Origin of the sequence: Pseudomonas sp. NFX98, assembly GCF_047784845.1 — a bacterium.
Classification (GTDB): Bacteria; Pseudomonadota; Gammaproteobacteria; order Pseudomonadales; family Pseudomonadaceae; genus Aquipseudomonas.
Genome location: NZ_JBLNNF010000035.1, coordinates 1 through 19,323 on the forward strand (window position 1 = coordinate 1; position 19,323 = coordinate 19,323).

Sequence of the window (19,323 nt, forward strand, 5' to 3'; positions counted from 1 at the left end):
CCCCCAAGCAGATCATTTGTGCGGCGATGCGAAAGCTGCTGCACTTCGTTTACGGCGTACTCAAGTCGGGCCAGCCCTACGACCCGAAACTTGCGCTTGCCCGGTGAGGTTCAAGACGGTATCTACATGGGATTGCGTACCACCGTAGGAGCTGCCGAAGGCTGCGATCTTTTGATCTTTACTGAAGCAACCCGCTATCAAGAACTTTTGAAGAATCACCGATAACACTTTCCGAAAGCTGCACAAACTCCTTGGTATCAATGCTCTCCAACCGCATCGCCCCGCGCATCACATCATCCAGCGAACGCTTGTTGCGCGTCTTCAGGCGAATCTCGCGATCCAGTTCCTGCAACAACACCACGGCTTTTGAAACCTGCGCCGGGTTGACCTGCTCGCCGCGCAGCGTGGTGACTTTCTGGCCATCCTTGACCAGACGACGGTGCAATTGATCGTAACGCTCATCGCTCATGCCACCGGCGCGGCGCACCAGCTCGATGGCGTAATACTCGGCGAAGCCTTCGCTGATCCAGTCACTGCGCTGTTTGTCGTTGATCCGTCCGAACAACTGCGCCAACTCCCGCACCAACGCACTGCTGCCGCTTTCGCTGACCAGCGGCAACCGGCTGTTGACGTAGATCGATTCTCGCGCTGCCAGACTGCCGCGCCACATCGGATCGTTGGCACCGACAATCAACAATTTGGTGGGATGACGAGGGAACACGGCTTGCACTTGCGGCCAGACGAACGTCAGCAAGGTCAGCACATCCATGCGGCGCATGCCCTGTCCTTGCGGCGAGGCCACGGTGACTTCGGTTTCGCCGAGACGGGTGCGACGGCTGCCAAGGTTTCCAGCGAGCATCCAGCCGGTCGGCCGGTCGAACAATCGGGAAACATTGTCGATATGGAATTTGTTCTTGCCGATTCGCGGCCAGGCGGTTTCGACGCTTTTCCAGCCGCCGGGCAATTCAAATTCGAGGCGTGACACCAGTTCGATGCCGTCCTGTTGATCAAGCCTGGCGGCGGGTACCAAATCGTCGCCGCGCATCAATGCCCAGTTCGGCGTCATGCGTGTGTCGAAACTACCGGTTTTGCGGCCATGGCTGATACGGACGCGGTAGGTCAGGCTGGCCTTGTCAGCTGACGGATGCCAAACACCACGTGTCTGCTTTCCCGGTGTCAGTTGCCATTGGCCATCGGCCTTGAAATCGCTGTAATGACTGCCGTCGCCGAGATCGAAATCCAGGCTGCGAACCGCCGAACCTTGGGCCAACGTCAGGCGCACTTCAGCCTGATCGCTTTGCGGTAACAGGCGCACGTGGTAATCCAGATCGACCTTCTTCGCCGCCCACACGGGCGAACTCAGGGTCAGTAACCCAACGACCAGTGCCCGCCGCCATCCCACAGCCATACACACTCCTTGGTGAACCGTTGACTCGCTCGGCGCTTAACCTGCGCGAAAGATCAGGTGATCTTCCCAATCATCTTCCGGCACGCTGCCTTCGGCGAGCATGCGCCCGGATTGTGAAATACGTTCGTGATGCACGGCATCGCGGTCGCCGCAGACAAGGTGATGCCACAACGGCAGATCCTTGCCCTCGCTGACCAGGCGATAACCGCAGGTCGGCGGCAGCCATTTGAACTCGTCGGCCTTGCCTGGCGTGAGCTGGATGCAGTCCGGCACAAAGTCGCGACGGTTCGGGTAGTCCGTGCACTGGCAGGTTTTCAGGTCCAGCAGTTTGCAGGCGATACGCGTGTAGTAGACGCTGTTGTCATCTTCGTCTTCGAGCTTTTGCAGGCAGCACAAACCACAACCGTCGCACAGCAATTCCCATTCCTCCTGATCGAGTTGATCGAGGGTTTTGCGTATCCAGAACGGTTCTACTTTGGCGGCCATGGTTCGAGCATCGACATCAGGTGGTGAAAAGGCCGCCAGTCTAGTGCCCGCAGGCCCGCCGGCCAAGCATTGGCGACTGTCGGTAGAACGCGCTTGTCAGTTATTGCGCCGCCAAGTAGGGTTTTGCGTCGCCAATCACTTTCAAACGTAGCAAGGAATCTCTTGATGAGTGCCAACCCACGCGTTGCCGATTACGCCATTCACCCGCAGTTCACCGATCGCTGGTCGCCCCGCGCCTTCACCGGCGAAGCCATTCCAGAAGAAACCCTGCTGAGCTTCTTCGAAGCCGCGCGCTGGGCGCCATCGGCGTACAACTCGCAGCCTTGGCGCTTTCTTTACGCGCGCCGCGACACGCCAAACTGGGAGCGTTACCTGGGCCTGCTGAACGAGTTCAACCGCAGCTGGGCGCAACACGCCTCGGCACTGGTGATCGTGATCTCGAAAACCACTTTCGCCGTACCTGGCGCCACTGAAGAAACCCCGGCCCTGTGGCACACCTTCGACACCGGTTCGGCCTGGGGCCACCTGGCGCTACAAGCGAGCCTGAGCGGCTGGCACACCCACGGCATGGCCGGCTTCGATCAGGAACTGACCCGCAAAGAGCTGAACATTCCGGAAGGTTACGCACTGCACGCTGCCGTAGCGGTCGGCAAGCTGGGCGACAAGGCAACCCTGGCGGATTACCTGCAAGCCCGAGAAGAACCGAGCCCGCGTCGTCCGTTGAGCGAGCTGGCGGCGGAAGGTGATTTCACCCTCTAAGCCACAACGACGATCTACTGTAGGAGCCGAGCTTGCTCGCGATGAGGCCATCACATTCAACATTTTCGTTGATGCCAAGACCGCTATCGCGAGCAAGCTCGGCTCCTACAGGTTAAGCGTCAATTCAATACCCGCGATCGAAATCCACTTCCCCTCGCAATGTCTCACCCGCCTGATACGCCCGCAGGTTCTCGACAAACAGTTTCACCATCAAGGCTGGTGAAGTCGGTGCCGAGCTGTGGCCGGTCAGCAACAGGCCCCAGGCAGTCCAGAACGGATGACGCTGTGGCAACGGCTCCTGTCGGCAGACGTCAATCACGGCCCCCGCCAGATGCCCTTCTTTCAAGGCATCCACCAGATCCGCATCGACCACCGCCACACCGCGTCCGACGTTGATGAACAACCCGGTCGGCTTGAATTGCTTGAACAGCGCCGCATCGTAGATATCGTGGGTGTTTGGTGTATTTGGCAGCAGATTGACCACGTAATCCACTTGACCCACCAGGCGCGGCAAGTCCTCCAGTGAACCGACTTCGACAAACGGCGCAAGCTCACGGGCGCTGCTGGCGATTCCGTACAGCTCGACACCGAACGGCACGAGGAACTGCGCCACGGTCTGGCCGATGTCGCCAGTGCCGACGATCAACACCTTGCGCCCCGACAGGCTTTGGCCATGGCGACCGTCCCACTTGCGCTCGACCTGGCTGACCAGTCGCGCCAGTACTTCACGCTCATGGCCGAGCATATAAGTGAGCACGTATTCGGCCATGACCTGACCGAAAATCCCCACGGCGCGGGTCAGACGATAGTGGCGCGGCAGGCCGTCGGCCAGCAGCGGTGTGATTCCCGCCCAAGTCGATTGCAGCCACTGCGGTTGGTGACCCTGACGCAACAGCGTCGCCAACAGGTCAGGTTGACCGAGCCAGACCGGGCACTCGGCGGCCTGACGGGCCAGTTCAGCGGAGTCGCCGCTGGTCAGCACTTCCAGTTCCGGCGCTGCCTCGCGCAGCAATTGGGCGTACACAGGGTGGTCGTGTTCAGCAATCAGAACGCGCATGCTTCAACCTTAAAAAAAAACGCTGCAAACGGCCGACGACGCAGTATCCCTGCGTCGCCACGGCCATCGCCAAAATCATTCCAGTGTTTCACAGAGGCCCTGAACAGGACCTGTCTGCCGATTACATCGGGTCGTTGCGGCGCAGCAACTCTTCCGGCAAGTGCTCGATGTACTCATCTTCGGCCGGCGGCATTTGCAGGTGATAGCCCTGCGTCTCGAGGTTTTCCAGCACGACCGCGATGTCTTCGCGCGACAGTTTGCGCTCGGGGCTCAGTACCAGGTCGAAGGCATGGATGGCTTTGCCGAAAGCGGCCATCAGTGGTTCCGGTACGCGCTCCAGAGCATCGCTCTTGAGCACATAAAGGTACATTTCGTTTCTCTTCGAACTGCGGTAGATGGAGCAAATACGTTTCAAGGCTGTTCTCCGGCGGAGGCCAGGCTGTCGAGCAGCGCTTGGCCCATCAATTCGCGGCGCCAGCCACGCAGCGAATCAGGCAATTGGTAGGGACCATTGGGGAAGCCGCTTTTGAGCAGCGCTTCCAGGGTTTTCTTGCGCAGCATCAGCTCAGGCGCAATGTTCAGGCGCTCGGCCTCGGCCTGGCCGATGGCTTTCAGCTGTTTGAGCAGCACGGCGGCGTCCACCGGCAATGGCTCCGGCACGGCTGGCGGCCATTGATCTGGCGACACACTGCCAGAGCGCTTGATCAGATCAAGCAGAAACTCGCCGTCCTGACGCACGGTACGCGGGTGCATGTCTTCGATTTTCGCCAATGCGCCGAGGTTGTCCGGCTGCGTGCGCGCCAGTGGCCACAGCGAGTGCTCGCGGACGATGCGGTTGCGCGGCAGGTCGCGGGCACGGGCTTCTTTCTCGCGCCAAGCGCAGAGTTCACGCAATACGGCGAGTTGGGCGCGGGACAGTTTCCAGGCGAGCTTGGCGTCGCGATAGACCTCGTACGGGTCGGTCTCGCGGCGCAGATTGGCCACCAGCTCGGCACCGTCTTCCAGCACCCAGGCGTATTTGTCGTCGGAAAGCTTCGGACGCAGCTGTACGAAAACTTCCGCCAGGTGCACGGCATCTTCGGCGGCGTAGCTGATCTGGGTTTCCGAAAGCGGACGTTGCAGCCAGTCAGAGCGGGTTTCGCCCTTGGGCAGTTCGATGCCGAGCACTTCCTGCACCAACCGCGAATAGCCCATGGAAAAACCCAGGTTCAGGTAAGCGGCGGCCAGTTGCGTGTCGAACAGCGGCACCGGCAGGCTGCCGGTCAGGCGCAACAGGACTTCGAGGTCTTCGCTGCAGGCATGGACGACTTTGACCACTGCCGGGTTTTCCAGCAACGCGGCCAGGGGCTGCCAGTTGTCGATGGTCAGCGGATCAATCAGGTAAGCGCGTACGCCATCGCCCACCTGCAACAGGCCGGCGATCGGATAGAAGGTGTCGACCCGCATGAATTCGGTGTCGAGGGCAACGTAGGGCAACTGCTGCCACTCGGCGCAAAACCGGCCGAGGCTATCGTTGTCGCGAATCCAGTGAATATCGATGGCCACACGGCTCTCCCTTGATGAATGGCGCGCAGTATATATCGCCCCCGGCGATTTCCGCGCATCCACTGAACAAGAGCTTTAGCGAAAACACCGACATTCCAGAGAATAGCCCACCCGATACGGTCATTTGTCGGCCAACACACCATCGATGACCGCCCCACGGCATCCGGCAAACATATCCAGGTCCTGGTTGTAGACCTTGCTGCTGACCTCCAGCAGTCCCAGCATCGAATGGAACAGGTTGTCCTGGCTCAGAGGCTTTTCACGGCTCATTTGCAGGCAATGGGTGTCCACCGAGAACGACTTCTGATAGCTGTCCGAGAACCAGGCCAGCATCGCCACATGCTTCTGTTGCTCCGGCGCCAGCATGTAAGGCGTGCCATGCAAGAACAGGTTGTACTCTCCCAGGGACTCGCCGTGATCCGACAGGTAAAGCATGGCGGTATCGACTTTGTCCTGATTGCTGCGAAGCAAATCGATCAGGGTCGACAGCACGTGATCGGTATACACCAGCGTGTTGTCGTAACCGTTGACGATACTTTCGCGACTGCAATTGTTCAGCGCATTGCTTTCACACACCGGGGTAAAGCGTTCGTACTCTTTCGGGTAGCGCTTGAAATACTCAGGGCCGTGACTGCCCATCTGGTGCAACACCAACACCGTGTCTTTATCCAGGTTGTCGATAAAGTGCTGCAGCCCCTGCAACAGGATTTCGTCGCGACATTCACTGTTGGCGCACAACACCGGGTCTTTCAGGTTGCTGACATCATCCAGCGTGACCCGATCACAAGTGCCTTTGCAGCCCGACTGGTTGTCACGCCAGATAACGTCGAGACCTGCACGCTTGAGCACATCCAGCAGGCCTTCTTCATTCTTTGCCTTGCTGGCGTTGTAATCCTTGCGCCCCATGTTGGAAAACATGCAAGGCACGGACACCGCGGTCTCCGTCCCGCAGGAGTGCACATCGGTAAAGGCAATGAGGCCCGACTCTTTATCGAGTTTTGGCGTGGTGTCGCGGTCATAACCGAGGATGCCGAAATTCTCGGCCCTGGCACTTTCGCCCACCACCAGAACGGTCAGGGACTTGCGGCCGTGGTTTTGCCATACCGGGTTTCGCTGGGCATCTTCACCGACCTCAGTGAAAGGTTGCCGCGCAGAAGCGACCTGTTCACGCAAGTAACCGAACGAGGCGCCGATGTAGTTGCTCGGCACCACCATCAGCCGCAACTCATGATGATTGCGGAACAACGAAGAAAGTCCTTGATAGTTAATCAGCGCGACACCACCAATCACCGCCACCGATGCAACACTGACCAGCACCTTACTTAATAGCTCACGATGCCAGCGACGATAGTTGATCGGAGTTTTCCACAACAACCACGAGGGTAAAACACCGAGCAACACAATATAAACAAGCAACTTTATCGAGAGTAAGTCGCGGACTTCGGTGGCATTGGTTTCGGCAAAGTTGCGAAACATGCCAGCATCGATCAAGACGCCGTATTGGCTCATGAAGTACGCCACGCCGGCACTGACCATGAACAACACAGTCAGGACTGGTTTCATGACAGGCCGGAACGCCAGCAGGGTCAGCACAATGTTGAACGCCGCGAGAATCATCGCTCCGAAAGCCACACGCATGACGATGCCTTTACCGTCGGCCGCGGTGATATCGAACAGATGCCGCCACAATACAAAATTGAAAGCGGTCAATAAAAAGGCGCTGACAATGAGTGTCACCCACTCCGGGCGCACGGCTTTAATCTTCAACATGATGATCGGCTGTTCCTGAAAAGAAGTACCGTCGATAAATGTGAAAATTTCATTTACCGCGACAGCACTAACTCTAGGCAGCCGACCATCAATTTTTTGTGAAAAAGAAGCCAACGATTAGTTGGCCTCGACGATTCGTCTGAAACTTTAAACTTATTTGAGAATGGTTCAGCTCGGGTTCAGGCCTAGTTGCCAGTCAAGCCTGCCAAAGGGGGCATTGGCGGGTCGTATTGAATTTTCAAATACCTCTGCGGACTTTCTGATTTGCTGCCTCCAGCCCCAGCGCGCCTAATCGGCACACTCACTGAACCGGAAGCCCATCATGAAATACAGCGGAATTACCGTCGCACACGCGGGCATGTTGCTTTGGTCATTGTTGATTGCTGTCTCGTTTTCCGCTGCGGCTCAGGTCAGCCAAGCCATCGATCCGATCCTGCTGACCGGTTTGCGCCTCCTGTTTTGCGCTCTGGTGTTCTTACCGTTGCTGCTCATCAAAGGCGACAGCCCCATGACCGCCCGCGGACTGCTCGGCCACGGAGTACTTGGTTTGCTGCTGGCGGTGTATTTCGGCTCACTCTTCGAGGCGCTGCGCTACACCTCGGCGGTCAACACCGGGACGATGTTCACTCTGGTGCCATTGCTGACCTTGGGTTTTGAAGCCGTATTGATTCCCGACAGCCAACTGAAGCAGCGGCTGGTACCCATGCTGATGGCTGCTGCCGGTGCTGTGCTGCTGGTGATGAAAGGCGCCGCCCCCGGCGAACTGCCATCGCTGTATGCGTTGTCCGTGTTCGGGATGGGTTGCCTGGCAATGGCGCTCTACTCACCCCTCAGTCAACGACTCAAGACCAGCAGCTTCGAGGGTCGCGGACCAGTGGGTATGACCTTCTGGAACATGCTGTTCGGCGCACTGTTTCTGTTGGCGTTCTGCGGTTTCAGTGGCGGCTGGCGCTCGGCGGCACTGCTGACGGTGAGTGATTTCTATTGGCTGATGTACCTGGCGCTGTTTTCCACACTGGCGACATTCTGGCTGCTGCATCGCGCGATTGGCGTGATAGCCCCGTCCTCGGTCATTTCCTACATCTACCTGAGCACGCTGTTTATCACGTTGTTTCACTGGGTTTGGTGGCGTCAATCACCACCGCCACTGGAAGTGTTGGGCGCACTTTTGGTCGTGGCCGGTATGTTGGCGTTGCTGATGTCCAGCCGGCGCACACTGCCCGCGACGGTTCAGAGCTGAATTCCGATGGAACGTTCTCCTCGCTCCTGCATTCCGCTAGGATCATTCGCACAAGATTGCGCACGGTTAGCGCAACGAGCACCGCGAGACGGAATGGATGCTGAACAGTAACGTGCTAAGAAAGCTGGATATGCAGGACCTCATGGTGTTCGTCGCCGTGTATGAGCAAAACAGCGTCACCGGAGTTTCCGAGACGCTGTGCGTCAGCCAGTCCACCGTAAGCTATTGCCTGAAAAAACTGCGCAGCAGCTTCGAGGATGAACTGTTCATCAACACTCGCACCGGCATGCGCCCCACGTACAAGGCCGGCAGCATGTATCCCCACGTGCTGAAGATCCTCGAAAACATCAACCTGTGCCACGCCGGAGCCCCCGCGTTCGATCCGACCGCGCAACCGGCGACCTTCAACATTTGCGCACCGGAATACTTCGAGCAACTGGTCTTGCCGCGCCTGTTGAAGAACTTCGCTTTTGCTGACCTGCCGGTGATGGTCAATGTGCACAAGCTCGAAACCGACATCCCGGCTGAAGCACTACGTGATGGCAGCCTCGACCTAGTGATCGGTTTCGGCCCGAACTTTCATCGCAGCCATGGCGACTTCAATTCACGGACGCTATTGGAAGATGATCTGGTCTGCGTCTTCGACAAACGCGCCGCGCCGCGCGAGCCACGCTTGAGCCTGCAAACTTTTACTGAGCGTCGACATGTGTTTCCGACGCCCTGGACATCCACCACCAACATGGTCGACGGCTGGTTGGCGCAACAAGCCTGGCAACGGCAGATCGTTGCCCGAGCCAACAGCTACAGTGCGGCACTCAAATTGATCACCGGCACCGACTTCGCCCTCACCCTGCCCCGGCGCATCCAGCGATTGCTGGCCAATGAAGCTATCTTCGATCACCGCGAAGCGCCCAATGGCCTGCCGGGATTTACCCTCGACATGCAATGGAGCCAAAGCGTCGATCAGGACAGCGCCAATACCTGGTTGCGTGAGCAGGTGCTCAAGGCCTGCGCCGAGCCGGAAATCTGAAACTCAGGCGCTGATAGCGGTCTTGGCGTACGACTCGCGATCGATGTCGAGGATCTCCACGCACAACTGGACCTCAACACCCGCCGGCCATTCACACAGATCCTTCACCACAACCAGCAGGCTTTCGGACAACTGCTGCTTGATCTGCGGCGAACGACCGCTCAACAACGCCAGCTTCACATGCACGAAGGCCCGCTCCGCCAATGCAGTACCGACCTTGAAGGTCTCGACTTTCACCGCGCGACTCTTGATGTCGAATTCAGCACCGAACTGACCGGAAGCCACCAGCGTATTGTTCAACCGCATCAACGCCACATCGGCGTTCAGTTCCGGCAGGTTGGCGGTGTATTCCAAGTGCAGGTGAGGCATGGTTTCACTCCTTTAGGTCCGCGGAAAGTTCGTAGATATAACACAGCGCTGCCCTGTTCACTGGGGCAGCGACAACAGATTGCGCTCCCCCATGAACGCTTCAAGCCGTGAACGCAACCAGCGTTCGGCAGGATCGCTGTCGACATGGCTGAGCCAGACCATCGACAGTTCAAGGGTCGGGGTCTTGAACGGAAAGGGTTCCTTGAACAGCTGACCCGATGCAGCCATGGCCTCGGCGGTGTAGTCCGGCAAGCTGGCAATCAGATCGGTCCCGGCAAGCAGCGCCGGCAACGAGCTGTACTGCGGCACCGAGAGCACCACCTGACGCGACCGACCAATCTGCGCCAGCCACTCATCGGCGAAACCACTGACGTTGGCAATATGGGACACCAGCACATGCGGGCGCGAGCAATATTCATCAACGGTCAGCGGCGTATCGGAGGCATCGGCGCGTAACACACAAGGATGGATGTGCCGCAGCAACTTGCGCTTGGCGTTGGCCGGCAAACCGCGCGTCTGGCTGACACCGACCGTTATATCGCCGGATGCCAGCAAGTCGGGAATCCGCCAGTAATCGACGTTCTGCACCACGAACACCACCTTCGGCGCTTCCTGGCGCAACGCGCGTAGAAGCGGCGGCAACAGACCGAATTCGACATCGTCGGACATGCCGATTCGAAAGGTCATGGTGCTGCTGCTCGGGTCGAAATCATGGGTCAGGCTCAACGCCACCGACAACGAATCCAGCGCCGGTGACAGGTGCCGAAAGATCTCTTCGGCCCGTGCCGTCGGCTCCATGCGATGGCCGACGCGAATGAACAGTGGATCATTGAACATCGTACGCAAGCGATTGAGCGCCGAGCTGATGGTCGGCTGACCGAGAAACAGCTTCTTCGCCACCTTGGTGACATTGCGCTCAAGCATCAACGTTTCAAACACCACCATCAGGTTGATGTCGGCCTTGCGTAGTTCGTTGCGATTCATCCATTGACCCCGCGCCCATTCACTGTCGACAGTTTAGGGAGCTGCCGCAATCGGCGTCTATGTGAGTAAACAAATGTTTCGGGCATTTTTGCGTTTAATGCAAATGCGCTCACACGCCTGGTCCTGCACTCACCCCGAAGCGAAGCTGCCCTGATTGAGCAGCTCCGCTTGAAGCCTAAATCTCCTTGACCGGGGTCTGATCGCAAGTCCCTTTGATCAAACTGATCGCATGCACACAATCCGACCTGTTGATGTAAGCCTCGCCACTGGCAACCGTTTCATGATTCCCCGCCCGCAAACGCCACCGCCACTGGCCTTTTCCAGTCATGACAGAGCCACGGGTTTGCCTGTAAATCTCAAAATACATTGTTCGCTCCTTGCGATTACTGGTTACGGCAGATCTGTGACCTGCGAAACCAGAGTAGAGGAGGATTTACTGCTGCGGAGTGTTTGAATGTCAGGGGATATTTCGCAGGGAAAGCCCTGAATTATGGGAGGACCAATGGATTCGGGGGGCGGTAAATCGAGTGACTTGGATAGGTAAGTTTTTCCCATGAAAAGGCATATTTTTCTTACGCGGAAACACTCTTGAGTCCGACACGAGAAAACCCGGACAAACAAAAAAGCCCCGTAGCTTTTCAGCTACGGGGCTTTTTCTATGTAATGGCGGAGAGATAGGGATTCGAACCCTAGGTACCGGTGAAGGTACAACGGATTTCGAATCCGTCCCATTCGGCCACTCTGGCATCTCTCCAACGGCGCGCATCATAACAACACTTTTGCCGGAAGCGAACCCCCTGAGCAAAATATTTCTGTGCTATCAGATGCTTGCGTCGGTTAAAGCGGTACGCCCAGACGCTTGGCGACTTCTTCGTAGGCTTCGATGACGTCACCGAGGCCTTGGCGGAAGCGGTCTTTGTCCATCTTCTTCTTGGTGTCCTTGTCCCACAGGCGGCAGCCGTCAGGGCTGAACTCGTCGCCCAGGACGATGGAACCGTCGCTGAATACGCCGAATTCCAGTTTGAAGTCGACCAGCAGCAGGCCGGCGTCGTCGAACAGTTTGCTTAGGACTTCGTTGACCTTGAGCGACAGTTCTTTCATGCGAACCAGTTGCTCGGCGGTGCCCCAACCGAAGGCCACGACGTGGGATTCGTTGATGAACGGGTCGCCCTTGGCGTCGTCCTTCAGGAACAGTTCGAAGGTGTAAGGGTTGAGCTTCAAGCCCTCCTCGACACCCAGGCGCTTGACCAGGCTGCCGGCGGCGTAGTTACGCACGACGCACTCGACCGGGATCATGTCCAGCTTCTTCACCAGGCACTCGTTGTCGCCCAGCAGTTTGTCGAATTGGGTCGGTACGCCGGCCGCTTCGAGTTTCTGCATGATGAAGGCGTTGAACTTGTTGTTCACCATGCCTTTGCGGTCGAGCTGCTCGATGCGCTTACCGTCGAACGCCGAGGTGTCGTTGCGAAACAGCAGGATCAAGCGGTCAGCGTCGTCGGTCTTGTAAACCGATTTGGCTTTGCCGCGGTAGAGTTCTTCACGTTTTTCCATGATGGGCTCCGCTTGCTAAGTAGATGGGCTAGGCGATGTGTCGCCAGTCGAGCCCTGAATCTTGATCGGCCAGTTGCAGCCAGTCCGGGTCGCACCCGAGGGTGTCGACAAAACATTGCCGGGCCAGCTGCGGCAGGTTGTTCTTGCTGCTCAGATGGGCCAGGACGAGGTGTTGCAGGTCTTTCCAGCCCAACTCGGACACCAGGAATGCCGCCTGGTGATTGTTCAAATGTCCCAGTTCGCCGCCCACCCGCTGCTTGAGAAAGTACGGGTAATGACCGCGAGCCAGCCTGTCACGGCAATGATTGGCCTCGATCATCAACGCATCGAGATCCCGATAGCCTTCCAGCACCTTGTTGCAGTACGAGCCCAAGTCGGTCAACAGGCCGAAGCGCCGCTCACCGTCACTGAACACGTATTGCGTCGGCTCCTGCGCATCATGGGCCACGGCAATGACACTGATGCTCAAGTCGCCGATCTGCAGCTGCTCACCGCCCGCCAGAAAGCCGGCGGCTTCGATGGGTTTACGCATCCCGCGCAACGTCCCGCGACTGAGGTAGACAGGCAGATTGTAGCGCCGAGACAGCAAACCCACGCCATGCACGTGGTCGGCATGTTCGTGGGTCACGAGTATCGCGCTCAGCTGCGCAGGGTTCACACCCAGGCGCAGCAGGCGTTTTTCGGTTTCTCGCAGGGAGAAACCACAATCCACCAGCACGTACGTATCAGCGCTGGCTATCAGCGTGCCGTTCCCTTGGCTACCGCTGCCGAGAACGGCAAAACGCATGTGATCAGCCCAGATTGTCCTGAATCACGCTCAACACTTTGCGCGCCACGTCAGCAGGCGCCACGGTATTGATGTTCTTCTCGACGGTGACCTGGACGCTTTCGCCCACCTTGCTCAGGCGAACCTGATAGCGTTCGGCGCGAGCTTCAACTTCTTCCTTGTTCGGCGCACTGCCGAACAGGCTGCTGAAGAAGCCTGGCTTGTCGTCTTTCTTCTCGGCTTTTTCAGCCAGGTTGATGTAGTACAGGCCCAGGCTGCGGTTGATGTCCTCAACGCGCCATTCGCCTTGCTCCAGCGCACGACCGACGCTCGACCAGGCACGATCCAGATCGGAGCCGACGTTCAGCACAGGGTTGCCGCTGCCGTCTTCGCTCAGGCTGACACGACTTGGGGTATCGAAATCACGGGACGCCAGCATGGAGACCGAACCGCCCTTCTCGGAGATGCGGCTCATGCTTGCGAGCATGTCGTCGACCAGCGCCGCGTCGAGACCGGTGTTGACCGAACGGTTGGTGAAGGCCACATCGGCAGTGCTGCCGGCAGGACGCTCGGCGCTGACCACGTAGACTTCACTGGTGTTGCGCTGCACGCCCGGCTCGATGCGTACCCGCACGCGGGTTTCGCTGTCGGTTGCGACGCCGGCCGCGCTCAGGCGCTTGGCCATCGCTGCCGACAGTTCGTCGGAACGCTGCCAGGTGGTGGTGAATTCGCCGGTTTGCGGGCGCTGTTCGTCCAGGCGGAAACCGTTGTCCTGGTAGAACTGCACGGCCACAGGCCAGACTTCGGCCGGAGGGTTCTGCGCCAGGATCGAGCGGGTATCACCGCTCTTCTGCAGGGAGTAGGCGCTGGCATCGGCAGCGGCCGACAACGGCTGCGGACGAGGAACGACGTATTCACCCTTGGCGGTGTCATCGGCCACGTTGCGCGGGATCGGCAACAGCGGATCCAGACGCTTGGCGGTGGTGACGTCCGAAGGCAGTTGCATCGGTGCAGTCTGTTGCGCTTCCAGGTAATCGCTACCACGGTCACGGAAATAACCTTCCGGGCCCCAGATCCATCCGCAGCCACTGGTGCTGGAGATAATCAAGGCAAGTGCGGAAAGTCCGGCCATTCGCTTCATGCGTTGTACTTCCTCAATTAAACCAGGACGCTGCACTGGCGCAGGGCCGTGCGAAGCGTTTCATGACAAGGTGCGCTCAGCCAGGTCAGCGGCAGGCGGATGCCTTCGTGCATCAGGCCCATTTCAACCAAAGCCCACTTCACCGGAATCGGGTTGGCTTCGATGAACAGGTCTTTGTGCAGCGGCATCAGTTTTTCGTTGATGGCACGAGCGGTCGCGGCGTCGCCCTTGAGAGCGGCCTCGCACAGATCGGCCATTTCGCGCGGAGCGACGTTGGCGGTGACGGAAATGTTGCCCTTGCCGCCGAGCAGGATGAGCTCGACCGCCGTCGGATCATCACCGGAAAGAACGATGAAGTCTTTGCTCACGCCATCAATGATCGCCTTGGCACGCACCAGGTCGCCAGTGGCTTCCTTGATACCGATGATGTTCGGCACGGTGGACAGGCGGATCACGGTCTCGGCCTGCATGTCGCAGGAGGTGCGGCCAGGAACGTTATAGAGAATCTGAGGGATGTCGACGGATTCGGCTATGTGCTTGAAGTGCTGATACAGGCCTTCCTGGGTCGGCTTGTTGTAATACGGCACAACCAGCAGGCAGGCGTCGGCGCCGGCCTCTTTGGCGTTACGGGTCAGCTCGACGGCTTCACGAGTCGAGTTCGCGCCAGTACCGGCGATCACCGGAATACGACCGTTGACCTGCTTGACCACGGCGCGGATCACTTCGATGTGTTCGTTCACATCAAGGGTGGCCGACTCACCTGTAGTGCCGACCGCCACGATGGCGTGGGTGCCGTTTTGCAGGTGAAAGTCCACCAGTTTGCTCAGGCTGTCCCAGTCGAGACGACCCTGTGCATCCATGGGTGTGACCAGTGCCACCATACTGCCCGCAATCATGCAACCGCTCCTGCCGGAAAAAGAGAGCCGTAATGGTACTGGCGCCAAGATGCTTGTACAAGCGAAGTACTGCGCTGCCGCCATTCCCCTTGGCGCTGCTTTTCGCTACCCTTCAGACTTTGATCGGTACTGACAAGCTCGTACGCCGGGTTTCTGCCTCCATTTTCGGCATCACAAGCCCCATTCCAGCGTTGCCACCTCTCGTTCCTGCCATACTGGAGCACGTTGCAACCTGCGCCTGAGGCTTTCTGAATTCGCATCCGCAGGCTCGCCCCGGTAAAACAAGCCGATAGAAGTACCGACCGCTCATCGCTTTAGGAATGCTGCATGTCCACCCCCACAGTTCGCGAACAATTCCTTGTCATCAGTGCCCTCGGCGCCAACCCCATGGAGCTGACTAACGTCCTGTGCCGCGCCAGCCATGAAAATCGCTGCGCCGTGGTTACTTCCCGCCTGACCCGTCATGGCGAGTGCAGTGCACTGGTCCTCGAAATCTCCGGCAGCTGGGACGCCCTGGCGCGCCTGGAAGGCAGCCTGCCGGTGCTGGCCAAACGGCACGCGTTCACCGTCAATGTGGTGCGCAGCGCAGCCCTGGAGAACCGCCCTCAGGCCTTGCCTTACGTCGCCTATGTAAGCTCGGCTTACCGCTCGGACATCATCAACGAGCTGTGCCAGTTCTTCATGGACCATAACGTCGAGCTGGAAAACCTGACTTGCGACACCTATCAGGCTCCGCAAACTGGCGGCACCATGCTCAACGCCACGTTTACCGTGACCTTGCCGGCCGGCGTACAAATCAGCTGGTTGCGCGATCAGTTCCTGGATTTCGCCGATGCGCTGAACCTGGACGCCCTGATCGAGCCGTGGCGCCCACAGAACCCAATGTAAGGAAGCTTTTCATGGCCGTTGCTATCGACCAACAGGTTGCCGACTTCGAAGCACCCGCCACCAGCGGGCAGACCGTCAGCCTCGCGGGCCTCAAAGGCAAGCAAGTGGTGATCTACTTCTATCCGAAGGACAGCACGCCGGGTTGCACGACCCAGGGCCAGGGCTTTCGCGATCAATTGGACGCCTTTAAAGCGGCCAACACCGAAGTGTTTGGCGTTTCCCGCGATAGCCTGAAATCCCATGAAAACTTCAAGGCCAAGCAAGCGTTCACTTTCGAGCTGATCAGCGACAAGGAAGAGGCGCTTTGCCAGCTGTTCGACGTGATCAAGCTGAAAAAACTTTACGGCAAGGAATACATGGGCGTGGATCGCAGCACGTTCCTGATCGACAAGGATGGCGTATTGCGTCAGGAATGGCGTGGCGTGAAGGTGCCAGGGCATGTCGATGCGGTACTGGCCGCGGCTCAGGCGCTGAACAAGGCCTGATCATCAAAAAAAATCGCAGCCCAGAGCTGCGATTTTTTTTATCAACACACTTTTAAAGCAGCGGCGCCACCACTGGCTCTTTGCGTGGCCACGCATCAAGCACAGCCTTGAACAGTGTCGCCAGGGGAATCGCAAAGAACACCCCCCAGAATCCCCACAAACCGCCAAACAACAGCACCGCACAGATGATCGCCACTGGGTGCAGATTGACCGCCTCCGAAAACAGCAATGGCACCAGCACGTTGCCATCCAGTGTCTGGATGATCCCGTAGACCGCCATCAAATAGATGAACTGGTCGCTCCAGCCCCACTGGAACAGCGCAATCAGGAACACCGGCACCGTCACCACCACGGCGCCGACGTAGGGCACCACCACCGAAATCCCCACCAACAACGCCAGCAGCGCCGCGTAGTTCAGCTCCAGGACGACGAAAGCGATGTAGGTCACGCCGCCGCAAATGAAAATCTCGATAACCTTGCCGCGAATGTAGTTAGCGATCTGCCGGTTCATTTCATGGGCGACACGGGTAATCAGCGCTCGCTCACGGGGCAGGTAGCCGCGCACCCACTGGCCGATCATGGCCCGGTCCTTGAGGAAGAAGAACACCAGGATCGGCACCAGCACCAGATAGATCATGATGTTGACCAACAGCGGCAGACTCGACAGCGAGAACGTCAGCGCCCATTGCCCGAACTTGCCGATCTCGCCACGTGCTACCTCGATGGCTTGCAGCACCTGTTCGTCAGACACCAGATGCGGATAGCGCTCCGGCAACAGCAACAACAGCGACTGCCACTTGGCGAGCATGCCGGGCAACTCGTTGAACAAGGTGATCAACTGATGCCAGAGCAGCGGCACCACGACCACGATGAATACCAGCAACACCCCCATGAACAGCGCAAAGACCAACCCCACCGCCGCCCCGCCCGGCACCCTCAAGCGTTCGAGGGTCAGCACCAGGCCCTGCATCAGGTACGCCAGCACCATCCCGGCCAGCACCGGCGCCAGCATTCCACCCAGCGTCAGGACGGCGGTGAACGCCAGAAACAGCAGGACTGCCAGAACCACGGCTTCTTCATCGGAGAAATAGCGCTGAATCCAGTCGCGTAACACTTTGAACATCAATAATCCTTAAGAACAAATGCCGCAGGTTTCAGGCTTTTTTCAACCAGTAGCGGTACACGCCCGCCTCATCTTCTTCACGAAGCAGCGTATGACCGGCCAATCGGGCAAAGGTGCGGAAGTCACGCTGCGAACCCGCATCGGTGGCGATCACCTTGAGTACCGCACCGCTGGCCATTCGATTGAGCTCCATCTTGGCCTTGAGCAACGGCAACGGACAATTCAGGCCGCAGGCGTCCAGCTCAACGTCATGGGCTACAGCATCGATCATTGCATTACTCCGGGTCACGTAGTCGAGTTGCCTAGAATATCTGGTCGCAAGGCTGGTGTCCGGCTACAGTAAGGTCTTTGTCGACTAAGGCTTTGTGCATGACTTTTTTGCGCCCTACCCTGCTGACGCTCGCTTGCCTGCTCGCCTCACCGGGCTTCGCCGACGACCTGCCGTCACTCGGCGACGCCAGTTCTGCCATCGTCTCACCACAGCAGGAATACCAGTTGGGTCGCGCCTGGCTCGCACTGCTACGCAGTCAGGTCTCGCAGCTCAACGATCCGCAGCTCAAGGACTATGTCGAGTCCAGCGTTTATCGTCTGGTGGAGACCAGCCAGGTCAATGACCGGCGTCTTGAGTTCATCCTGATCAACAGCCCTCAGCTCAACGCCTTTGCGGCACCTGGCGGGATTGTCGGGGTCAACGGCGGCCTGTTTCTCAACGCCCAGACCGAAGGCGAATATGCCTCGGTACTGGCGCACGAATTGGCTCACTTGTCGCAACGTCACTTTGCCCGTGGCGTCGAAGCGCAACAGCGCATGCAAGTGCCGATGATGGCCGCCTTGCTGGCCGGGATCGTGATTGCCGCTGCCGGTGCCGGTGATGCCGGGATCGCCGCCATTGCGGGTACGCAGGCGGCGGCGATTCAGGAACAGCGGCGTTTCTCCCGCCAGAACGAACAGGAAGCCGACCGCATCGGTATCCTCAATCTGGAAAAGGCCGGTTACGATCCACGCTCGATGCCCACCATGTTCGAACGCCTTGGGCGCCAGTACCGCTTCGATGCCAAGCCACCGGAATTCCTGCTGACTCACCCGGTCACCGAATCGCGGATCGCCGACACCCGCAACCGTGCCGAACAGGCTCCAAAAGGTGGTATTGAGGACACCGTGCGCTATCAACTGATTCGCGCACGGGTGCAGCTGATATACGAGGAAACTCCAGGCTTGGGCGCCAAGCGCTTCCGCGCGCAACTGGATGAAAACCCGAAAAGCGATGTCGCTCGCTATGGCCTCGCTATCGCCCAGATCAAGGGCGGCCAACTCAACGACGCTCGGGAAAATCTCAAGCTGCTGTTGGCCAAGTCGCCAAACGAGATCATCTACAACCTCGCCCAGATCGATCTGGACATCACCAACAATCGTCTGGCGGATGCGCAAACCCGGGTGGACCGGATGCTGACTCAGTACCCGGGCAACTATCCGCTGAACCAGGTGCGCGTCGACCTGTTGTTGAAACAGAACCGCGCCGCCGATGCGGAAAAAGCACTGGAAGGCCTGCTCAAGTCGCGGCCGGATGATCCGGACGTTTGGTATCAGGTGGCCGAGACTCGCGGCCTGTCGGGCAACATCATCGGCCTGCATCAGGCACGTGCCGAGTATTTCGCCCTGGTCGGCGACTATCGTCAGGCGATCCAGCAACTGGATTTCGCCAAACGCAAGGCTGGCAGCAACTTCCCGCTGTCGTCACGCATCGATGCCCGTCAGCGAGAGCTGATGGAGCAAGAGCGCATGATCAAGGACATGATGGGATAGTTTGTTTCAGGCATAAAAAAAC

The 19,323-nt window shown here is 58.5% G+C and carries 21 protein-coding genes, 1 tRNA gene and 1 pseudogene; 7 read left to right on the plus strand and 16 right to left on the minus strand.

Annotation, left to right across the window (positions count from 1 at the left end):
• Window positions 1–107, plus strand: a pseudogene (locus ACM110_RS29280) (IS110 family transposase); the annotation flags it as partial.
• Window positions 108–178: 71 nt separating this feature from the next.
• Here the strand turns inward: ACM110_RS29280 and ACM110_RS29285 are convergent.
• A complete protein-coding gene (locus ACM110_RS29285) occupies window positions 179–1,408 on the minus strand; it encodes a hypothetical protein (protein ID WP_416130530.1) in 1,230 nt (409 codons plus the stop codon).
• Window positions 1,409–1,444: 36 nt separating this feature from the next.
• Window positions 1,445–1,894 (minus strand): YcgN family cysteine cluster protein, encoded by a 450-nt coding sequence (locus ACM110_RS29290; RefSeq protein WP_416130531.1) that lies wholly within the window; start codon window positions 1,892–1,894, stop codon window positions 1,445–1,447.
• 165 nt (window positions 1,895–2,059) lie between these two features.
• On the opposite strand from ACM110_RS29290, the gene ACM110_RS29295 reads away from it, so the two are divergent.
• On the plus strand, window positions 2,060–2,653 hold the full coding sequence (locus ACM110_RS29295; protein WP_017336992.1) for a nitroreductase family protein: 594 nt from the start codon (window positions 2,060–2,062) through the stop codon (window positions 2,651–2,653).
• A 124-nt stretch (window positions 2,654–2,777) separates the two neighbouring features.
• Here the strand turns inward: ACM110_RS29295 and ACM110_RS29300 are convergent, their stop codons facing one another.
• The 4 genes from ACM110_RS29300 to ACM110_RS29315 form a co-directional block, all read right to left on the minus strand.
• Window positions 2,778–3,710: a D-2-hydroxyacid dehydrogenase gene (locus ACM110_RS29300; RefSeq protein ID WP_416130532.1), complete on the minus strand. Its 933-nt coding sequence runs from the start codon at window positions 3,708–3,710 to the stop codon at window positions 2,778–2,780.
• A 121-nt stretch (window positions 3,711–3,831) separates the two neighbouring features.
• Window positions 3,832–4,125 (minus strand): YcgL domain-containing protein, encoded by a 294-nt coding sequence (locus ACM110_RS29305; RefSeq protein WP_150704632.1) that lies wholly within the window; start codon window positions 4,123–4,125, stop codon window positions 3,832–3,834.
• Entirely contained in the window at window positions 4,122–5,255 is a 1,134-nt protein-coding gene (gene rnd / locus ACM110_RS29310) for a ribonuclease D (protein WP_416130533.1), read from the minus strand. The genes ACM110_RS29305 and rnd overlap by 4 nt, the downstream gene beginning before the upstream one ends.
• A gap of 120 nt (window positions 5,256–5,375) precedes the next feature.
• Window positions 5,376–7,025, minus strand: a complete 1,650-nt coding sequence (locus tag ACM110_RS29315) for a phosphoethanolamine transferase (RefSeq protein WP_416130534.1) — start codon at window positions 7,023–7,025, stop codon at window positions 5,376–5,378.
• 322 nt (window positions 7,026–7,347) lie between these two features.
• Between ACM110_RS29315 and ACM110_RS29320 the strand changes: the two genes are divergently transcribed.
• Both ACM110_RS29320 and ACM110_RS29325 read left to right on the plus strand, forming a co-directional pair.
• Complete coding sequence (locus tag ACM110_RS29320; RefSeq protein ID WP_416130535.1) at window positions 7,348–8,265, plus strand: DMT family transporter; 918 nt, start codon at window positions 7,348–7,350, stop codon at window positions 8,263–8,265.
• Between the two features lie 97 nt (window positions 8,266–8,362).
• Window positions 8,363–9,295: a LysR substrate-binding domain-containing protein gene (locus ACM110_RS29325; protein ID WP_416130536.1), complete on the plus strand. Its 933-nt coding sequence runs from the start codon at window positions 8,363–8,365 to the stop codon at window positions 9,293–9,295.
• Window positions 9,296–9,298: 3 nt separating this feature from the next.
• On the opposite strand, the gene ACM110_RS29330 is transcribed toward ACM110_RS29325, so the two are convergent.
• The 8 genes from ACM110_RS29330 to dapA form a co-directional block, all read right to left on the minus strand.
• Window positions 9,299–9,664 carry a 5-carboxymethyl-2-hydroxymuconate Delta-isomerase gene (locus ACM110_RS29330; protein ID WP_416130537.1) on the minus strand — a complete coding sequence of 122 codons (366 nt, stop codon included), beginning with the start codon at window positions 9,662–9,664 and terminating at the stop codon, window positions 9,299–9,301.
• 57 nt (window positions 9,665–9,721) lie between these two features.
• Window positions 9,722–10,648, minus strand: coding sequence for a LysR family transcriptional regulator (locus tag ACM110_RS29335; RefSeq protein ID WP_416130538.1), 927 nt, complete (start codon window positions 10,646–10,648; stop codon window positions 9,722–9,724).
• A 175-nt stretch (window positions 10,649–10,823) separates the two neighbouring features.
• The gene (locus tag ACM110_RS29340; protein WP_416130539.1) at window positions 10,824–11,015 is read right to left on the minus strand and encodes a YegP family protein; all 192 of its coding nucleotides are present in this window, start codon (window positions 11,013–11,015) and stop codon (window positions 10,824–10,826) included.
• A gap of 297 nt (window positions 11,016–11,312) precedes the next feature.
• Window positions 11,313–11,402: transfer RNA gene (locus ACM110_RS29345), tRNA-Ser, on the minus strand.
• An 83-nt stretch (window positions 11,403–11,485) separates the two neighbouring features.
• Entirely contained in the window at window positions 11,486–12,199 is a 714-nt protein-coding gene (gene purC / locus ACM110_RS29350; protein WP_338585228.1) for a phosphoribosylaminoimidazolesuccinocarboxamide synthase, read from the minus strand.
• Between the two features lie 28 nt (window positions 12,200–12,227).
• On the minus strand, window positions 12,228–12,986 hold the full coding sequence (locus ACM110_RS29355; protein ID WP_416130540.1) for an MBL fold metallo-hydrolase: 759 nt from the start codon (window positions 12,984–12,986) through the stop codon (window positions 12,228–12,230).
• A gap of 4 nt (window positions 12,987–12,990) precedes the next feature.
• Window positions 12,991–14,106 (minus strand): outer membrane protein assembly factor BamC, encoded by a 1,116-nt coding sequence (bamC, locus tag ACM110_RS29360; RefSeq protein WP_338585226.1) that lies wholly within the window; start codon window positions 14,104–14,106, stop codon window positions 12,991–12,993.
• A gap of 17 nt (window positions 14,107–14,123) precedes the next feature.
• On the minus strand, window positions 14,124–15,002 hold the full coding sequence (dapA, locus tag ACM110_RS29365; RefSeq protein ID WP_416130541.1) for a 4-hydroxy-tetrahydrodipicolinate synthase: 879 nt from the start codon (window positions 15,000–15,002) through the stop codon (window positions 14,124–14,126).
• Between the two features lie 327 nt (window positions 15,003–15,329).
• Between dapA and ACM110_RS29370 the strand changes: the two genes are divergently transcribed.
• Window positions 15,330–15,890, plus strand: a complete 561-nt coding sequence (locus tag ACM110_RS29370) for a glycine cleavage system protein R (protein WP_007979776.1) — start codon at window positions 15,330–15,332, stop codon at window positions 15,888–15,890.
• An 11-nt stretch (window positions 15,891–15,901) separates the two neighbouring features.
• Window positions 15,902–16,375, plus strand: a complete 474-nt coding sequence (locus ACM110_RS29375) for a peroxiredoxin (RefSeq protein ID WP_416130542.1) — start codon at window positions 15,902–15,904, stop codon at window positions 16,373–16,375.
• 52 nt (window positions 16,376–16,427) lie between these two features.
• Here the strand turns inward: ACM110_RS29375 and ACM110_RS29380 are convergent, their stop codons facing one another.
• Window positions 16,428–17,498: an AI-2E family transporter gene (locus tag ACM110_RS29380; protein WP_416130543.1), complete on the minus strand. Its 1,071-nt coding sequence runs from the start codon at window positions 17,496–17,498 to the stop codon at window positions 16,428–16,430.
• Window positions 17,499–17,529: 31 nt separating this feature from the next.
• A complete protein-coding gene (locus tag ACM110_RS29385) occupies window positions 17,530–17,769 on the minus strand; it encodes a sulfurtransferase TusA family protein (RefSeq protein ID WP_416130544.1) in 240 nt (79 codons plus the stop codon).
• Between the two features lie 98 nt (window positions 17,770–17,867).
• Here ACM110_RS29385 and ACM110_RS29390 point away from each other — a divergent pair, with 98 nt between their 5' ends.
• Entirely contained in the window at window positions 17,868–19,301 is a 1,434-nt protein-coding gene (locus ACM110_RS29390; RefSeq protein WP_416130545.1) for a M48 family metalloprotease, read from the plus strand.
• Window positions 19,302–19,323 lie beyond the last annotated feature (22 nt).